Here is a 6216-nt window from a genome sequence, read left to right as displayed (position 1 = left end):
CATCACCTCGCCGACCAACGTGGGCGGGCTGATCAAGCACCTGCGTTGGGCGGAATACGGCTGGTTCGAACAACTTTTGCAGGAACGAAGCGACGACAACCGTCGCGCCCACGAACGCTCCTGGGAGTTCGAGTTCCTCCCCGAGGAGTCACTGCCAACGCTGATCAGCGAATATCAAGCCCAATGCGAGCAGTCCCGGCGTATCGCGGCACGGTATCCGCTCGACCATGTGGTGCCGCATCGTCGCTTCGGGACTGTTTCGCTGCGCTGGGTCTACGTGCACATGGTCGAGGAGACTGCCCGCCACACCGGACAACTCGACATCCTGCGCGAACAACTCGATGGCGCAACCGGATTCGACGGCTGAGCTAGTCGCGCGGCTATTCGACCTCGAGCTCACGCAACTCGCGTTTGAGGATTTTGCCGGTTGGGTTACGCGGCAACTCGTCGAGGAAGATCACCTCGCGCGGCACCTTGTACTTGGCCAGGTGGTCGCGGACATAGTGTTTGACGGTGTCCTCGTCGAGGTCGGCGTTCTGCTTCTTCACCACGAAGGCGCGCAGCCGATGACCCCATTCTTTGTCCTCTACGCCAAGCGCGGTGGCCTCTATCACGTCGGGATGCCCGCTGATCAGATCCTCAACTTCGGCGGGGAAGACGTTTTCGCCGCCGGAGACGATCATCTCGTCGTCGCGGCCACTGATGTAGAGCAGGCCATGCTCGTCGAAGTAGCCGACATCACCGGATGACAGCATGCCGTCAATGATCTGCTTGCCGCCGCCGCCGGTGTAGCCCTCGAACGGGAATGTGGTGCCGACGAAGATCCGCCCCACCTCGCCCTGCGGCAATTCCGTGCCGTTGTCGTCGAAGATCTTCACCTTCACACCCTTGACAACCGGTCCAGCCGTCGAGGAGTTGTGTTGCAGATGCTTTGGCTCGGCGATGGTGGCGAACGCGATCTCGGTCGAGCCATACATGTTGTAGATCACTGGGCCGATGTCCTTAAGCGTCCGCTCGGCCAAGTCTGCCCCGAGGGCCGATCCGGAGGCAAAGATGATCCGCAAGCTCGACAGATCGGGTTTCTTGTCCATCTTCTCCAGCGCATCGAGCATCCGCGACAACATCACCGGCACCACGACCACCGCTGTCACTTTGTGCTTTTCGATGTCTTCTAGCACGACAGCCGGCTTGAACTTGCCGTGCAGCACCAGCGTCGAGCCCAAAAACATCCCGATGGTGGCGTGCAAGAAACCCAGTGCGTGGAACATCGGTGCCGGCAACGAAGTCACCTCGTTGGCCTTGAACGGAACATGCGACAAGATGCCGCCGATCGGCGCCAACGTCGGCGGGGTACTCCGGTTCGCGCCCTTGGGCGTACCGGTGGTGCCGCTGGTCAGGATGATGATCGACGAATGCTTGCCGGCCTTGGGGGCGGGCGACTTACTGTTGGCGGCGACCAGGTCGGCCAACGTCTCGTCGGTGCTGCCTGAGTCGTCACCGTCCGGAGTAAACGCCAGGGCGCGCAGCTTGCCCAGCGGAGGCTCGGCCTTGCTGACGTCCTTGCTGTACTCGTCGTCGTAGATCAGCAGTTTGGCGTCTTCGCGCTCGGAGACTTCTTTGATCTGCGGGCCGGAGAACGAGCTGTTCAACAAGATGATGCGGGCCCCGACCCGCGCACAGCCGAATTCCGCAATGGCAAACCAGCGGTGGTTGCGCGCCAGAATCGCCACACCGTCGCCACCGCGGACACCCTTGGCCAGCAGCCCGTGGGCCACCGCGTTGGCGGCCTCGTCGAGTTCCTTGAAGGTCAGCGCGCCGTCGTCGTCGATGATCGCCGCGCGGTTGGGTGTGCGCCGCGCATTAAACGACGGCAACATGCCGATCTCGCCCCAATTCCGAATGTCAGCTGCCATCGCGGCATAGTTCAGCGGCGGCTCCAGCCGGAACGCCCCCGACTCGATGATCTTGCGGAGGTAGTGCAGCTCGGCTACCCCACGCTCGGCATACTGCTGAACCTTGGCTACCGCCTGCCCGGGGATATCGAAGAGATTAGGCATGCTTCCACCCTATGTGACGTACGTCGCAGCCAGGCTTGAAAATCCGCCGGAATTACCATCGACCCATGGGGCCGGTGGCACTGGACGTGGGCGGACGCCGGGTCGAGGTGACCCACCCGGACAAGGTGATCTTTCCCAGTCACGGTGCTCATGGCGGGCACGGCGGCCTTACCAAACTGGACCTGATCCGCTATTACCTCTCCGTTGCCGACGGTGCTCTGCGGGGCGTGGCCGGACGCCCGATGATCCTGAAGCGCTTCGTCAAGGGCATCGAGCAGGAGGCGATCTTTCAGAAGCGTGCGCCGGAAAAGCGGCCGGACTGGGTGGACGTCGCCGAGTTGCGCTACGCATCCGGGACTTCGGCCAAGGAGGCCGTCATCCATGACGCCGCCGGGCTGGCCTGGGCGATCAATCTGGGCTGTGTTGACCTCAATCCGCATCCTGTGCTCGCCGATGATCTCGACCACCCGGACGAGTTACGCGTCGATTTGGACCCTATGCCCGGGGTGCAGTGGCGCCAGATTCTCGACGTCGCATCGGTGGCCCGCGACGTGCTGGTGGATTACGGGCTGACTGCTTGGCCGAAGACGTCGGGTTCGCGTGGCTTCCACATCTATGCACGCATCGTGCCGGGCTGGTCTTTTCGCCAAGTGCGGCTGGCTGCCCAGACGGTGGCGCGGGAGGTGGAGCGGCGTGCCCCCCACCTGGCGACCAGCCGCTGGTGGAAGGAAGAACGCGAGGGCGTGTTCGTCGACTTCAACCAGAACGCCAAGGACCGCACGGTCGCATCGGCGTATTCGGTGCGGGCCACGTCGGATGCGCGGGTGTCGACGCCGCTGTATTGGGATGAGGTCGCCGGCTGCGACCCGGCCAGCTTCACCGTCGCGACGGTGCCGAAGCGGTTCGCCGACGTCGGGGATCCGTGGGCCGCGATGAACGACACCGCCGCCGGCCTCGAGCGACTGCTTACGCTCGCCGAGGAACTCGGGCCCGCCGAGAAGGCGCCCAAAGGCGCGCGCCGCGACGCGGGCACGGGCCGCCGCCAGTCGGTGATGCCGCTCATCGAGATCGCCCGCACCAAGACCAAAGATGAGGCAATGGCCGCCCTGGATACCTGGCGGGAGCGCTACCCCGCCGCGGCGGATCGCCTGCAGCCGGCAGATGTGCTAGTCGATGGGATGCGTGGACCGAGTTCGATCTGGTACCGGATTCGGATCAACCTGCAGCACGTTCCCGACGACCAGCGACCGCCGCAGGAGAAGTTGATCGCCGACTACAGCCCCTGGCCTGCCCCGCCCACGCGTTGAGCGCCGCCGGCAAAGCTCACGCCGATTCTGAATGCCGCCGCGCGAACCAGGTGATCAGCCGTCCCAGGACGATCAGCAGCAGCAAGAACACGATCAGCAAGAAGGCCGCGTCATAGGACAGGTCCAGGGCTGACTTCGACGGCAAGTTATAGAACGTCCAGATCGGATATGTCAGGTAACCGACCGGCGAGTCAGTGAGATTGCCGGTCGGAAGGGAATCCGACCAGCCGGCCGTATACAGCATCGGCGCCGTCTCACCGATCGCCAGCGCGAGCGCCACCAGCATGCCGGTGACGATTCCGGGTAATGCCGTCTTAAGCACGATCTTGCGCAGCGTCCAAACCACCGGCAACCCCAGCGCCGTCGCCCCTTCGCGGTATGCCGTCGGCACCTGACCGAGCGCCGACTCGGTGGCCTTAGCGATGTACGGGATACTCAAGACCGACAACGTCAAGACCCCGGCCGCCAGCGAGAACCCCCAGTCGAAGTAGACCACCAGCGCCAGGTAGCCGACGTATCCGAGCACGATGGACGGGATGCCGGACAGTACCTCGTAGGCGCCGCGCAGAATCGAACGCGTTCTGCCGGTGGCGAATTCGGATAGGTAGATCCCGGCCAGCACGCTGACGGTGCCACCCACCAGCATGACCCCCAGACCCAGGACCAAGGTACCGACAATGGCGTTGCGAAGACCGCCGCCGCCGCCATGAGAGTCCTCGACCAGCACGCTCCAGTGGAACACCGGCAACGCACGGCCGACGACCCCGATCAGCATCCACAACGTCGGTGCGATCACCATCGCCAGACAACAGAAACATCCGGTCCACCAGATCGCGTTGGTGGTTTTGCGCCGCGAGGTTACCGACCACATTTCAGATACCTCGCCCGACCGGTAGCGCGGTACCCGACGCGCGGCGCACCATCGCACGAGCCAACATATTCGTCAGCAACGTGATCACCATCAGCACAAGACTTGCCTCGGCAAGGGTCTTCACTGCGAAGTTGGTGGAGTCGGTTAACGCTGAATCCAACTGCGACACAACGGTTGCGGCGATGGTGGTCATGGTCGAGTAGATGTTGCCTGGCATCGCACCCAACTCGGCGCCGGACACCATGGCAACGGCCATCGTCTCGCCGAGCGCGCGTCCCAGTCCCAGCACGACGGCGCCGATAATGCCGCTGGACACCCACGGCAGGGTCACCCTGCGCGCACACTCCCAGTCGGACATGCCGAGCGCGATCGCACCCTCGCGGGGCAGCGACGGCACCTGCCGGATCAGATCGCGGCAGGTGCTGGCGATGATCGGAATGATCATCACCGCCAACACCAGACCAGACACCAACATGCCTTCTCCGTTGCCGGTGTCGCCGCGGAAATAATTGAGCCCCGGCACATTCGGCATATTGCGAGCGATCACGGGAGCGACGTGGTGGGCGATGAACGGCCCGAAAGTCATTGCCCCCCAGAGGCCGACGACGACACTGGGGATCCCGGCGAGCAATTCGAGCACCATGCCGACGGCCGAGGCGCCGCGTTTCGGTAGTCGTTCCACGATCGCCAACGCCGCCCCGACAGACACCGGTACAGCGATGATCAGGGCGATCGCGGAGCTCGCCAGCGTGCCGACGATCATCGGCAATGCGCCGTAGTACGCGCCAACCGGATATGGCACACCGTTGCTGTCTTCGGTGCTGCCGTAAAGGTTTCCCGGGTTCCATTCGGTGGCGGTAAAGAAGTGCAGCCCGTTTAGCCTGATCGCCGGAAGCGCCTCGATGACCAGCGTGCCCAGCACGAACAACAGCGCGAGCAGCGGGATCACCGCGCCCGCCCCACCAGCCCACCGGACAGCAAGGTCGCCGCGGCTCATGCCACGGATGCGGCCCAGGATGCGGGATACCACTAGCGGGTCGGCCGGCGCCCGCTGTCGCGTGGGAACCGTCAAGGCAACCAGTTAGCTTGTGATGCTGGCGATTTGGACGTCTGACTGCTTCTGCACCGAGGATGGCAGCGGTTGAAAGTGAACCTTGTCCAGGAACGAGGGGCCGCTACCTTCGGTCACCACCCAGTGCAGAAATGCCTGCAGCGTCTGAGCGGTAGCGGCATCCTTCTGGCTGCCGTAGACAACGGCGTACTCGTAGTTGACGATCGGGTACCCGTTGGCCGCTGGTCCGTTGATCAGTGAGATCACCTGGTTTGCCGGGGTCTGCGAGGCGAACCCGGTGGCCTCAGCCTGGATACTTTGGGCGTCCGGCAGCAGGTACTTGCCGGAGGCATTGCCCAGCTCGGCCACGCCAAGTCCCTTCTGGCTGGCCTGGTCGAGATAGCTGATGCCGATGTAGGCGACGCACCCGGGAGTCTGAGCGCAGCCGGTCACCATGCCACCGGCGCCGTTCTCACCGAGCGCGCCCGGCACCGCGGGGAAGTCGACGGTGGTACCAAAGCCCGGCGACTTACCCCAGCCGTCGGGGTCTTGTTTCGACAGGTACTGGGTGAACACGAAAGAATCGCCGGACCCGTCGGAGCGGTGTAGCGGAACCACCGGGATGGCCGGCAAATTCACTCCGGGGTTGAGCGCGGCGATCTGCGGATCATTCCAGGTTTTGATCGTGCCTTCATACATGGCTGCCAGCACCTTGCCGTTCAGCTTGAGGTGCTCGCTGACGCCGGGCACGTTGTAGTGGACCTCCTCGGCGGATATGGCCAAGGCGATATTCATCAGCCCCTTGTGCGCGGAAAGCTGACCCTCCGACAGGTAGGCGCCGGAGGCGCCGATGTCGACCGCCCTGGCAATTGCCTGGGAGATCCCGGCGCCCGACCCGGTGGACGCGGTCGTGATCGTGACGTTCGGGTA

Annotated in this window: 6 protein-coding genes; 2 read left to right on the top strand and 4 right to left on the bottom strand. The window is 64.0% G+C overall.

Going from position 1 to position 6216, the window contains the following annotated elements:
• On the top strand, positions 1-367 hold a 367-nt coding region (locus WAN71_RS07125), incomplete at its 5' end, for a DinB family protein (protein WP_422224661.1).
• 13 nt (positions 368-380) lie between these two features.
• Here WAN71_RS07125 and fadD2 read toward each other — a convergent pair.
• On the bottom strand, positions 381-2057 hold the full coding sequence (gene fadD2, locus WAN71_RS07120; protein ID WP_422224660.1) for a long-chain-fatty-acid--CoA ligase FadD2: 1677 nt from the start codon (positions 2055-2057) through the stop codon (positions 381-383).
• Between the two features lie 65 nt (positions 2058-2122).
• On the opposite strand from fadD2, the gene WAN71_RS07115 reads away from it, so the two are divergent.
• Positions 2123-3364 carry a DNA polymerase domain-containing protein gene (locus tag WAN71_RS07115; protein WP_422224659.1) on the top strand — a complete coding sequence of 414 codons (1242 nt, stop codon included), beginning with the start codon at positions 2123-2125 and terminating at the stop codon, positions 3362-3364.
• A gap of 16 nt (positions 3365-3380) precedes the next feature.
• On the opposite strand, the gene pstA is transcribed toward WAN71_RS07115, so the two are convergent.
• The 3 genes from pstA to pstS form a co-directional block, all read right to left on the bottom strand.
• Positions 3381-4235 carry a phosphate ABC transporter permease PstA gene (gene pstA / locus WAN71_RS07110; protein WP_422224658.1) on the bottom strand — a complete coding sequence of 285 codons (855 nt, stop codon included), beginning with the start codon at positions 4233-4235 and terminating at the stop codon, positions 3381-3383.
• 1 nt (position 4236) lies between these two features.
• Positions 4237-5232, bottom strand: coding sequence for a phosphate ABC transporter permease subunit PstC (pstC, locus tag WAN71_RS07105; protein ID WP_422224662.1), 996 nt, complete (start codon positions 5230-5232; stop codon positions 4237-4239).
• Positions 5233-5316: 84 nt separating this feature from the next.
• On the bottom strand, positions 5317-6216 hold a 900-nt coding region (pstS, locus tag WAN71_RS07100; protein WP_422224657.1), incomplete at its 5' end, for a phosphate ABC transporter substrate-binding protein PstS.

The sequence above is a fragment of the Mycobacterium sp. genome, from assembly GCF_049280035.1.
Taxonomy (GTDB): Bacteria; Actinomycetota; Actinomycetes; order Mycobacteriales; family Mycobacteriaceae; genus Mycobacterium.
This window is presented reverse-complemented; position numbering and strand designations above follow the sequence as displayed.

Coding starts and splice junctions, on each gene's coding strand:
- fadD2 (WP_422224660.1), bottom strand. CDS start 2,057: ATGCCTAATCTCTTCGATATCCCCGGGCAGGCGGTAGCCAAGGTTCAG.
- WAN71_RS07115 (WP_422224659.1), top strand. CDS start 2,123: ATGGGGCCGGTGGCACTGGACGTGGGCGGACGCCGGGTCGAGGTGACC.
- pstA (WP_422224658.1), bottom strand. CDS start 4,235: ATGTGGTCGGTAACCTCGCGGCGCAAAACCACCAACGCGATCTGGTGG.
- pstC (WP_422224662.1), bottom strand. CDS start 5,232: ATGAGCCGCGGCGACCTTGCTGTCCGGTGGGCTGGTGGGGCGGGCGCG.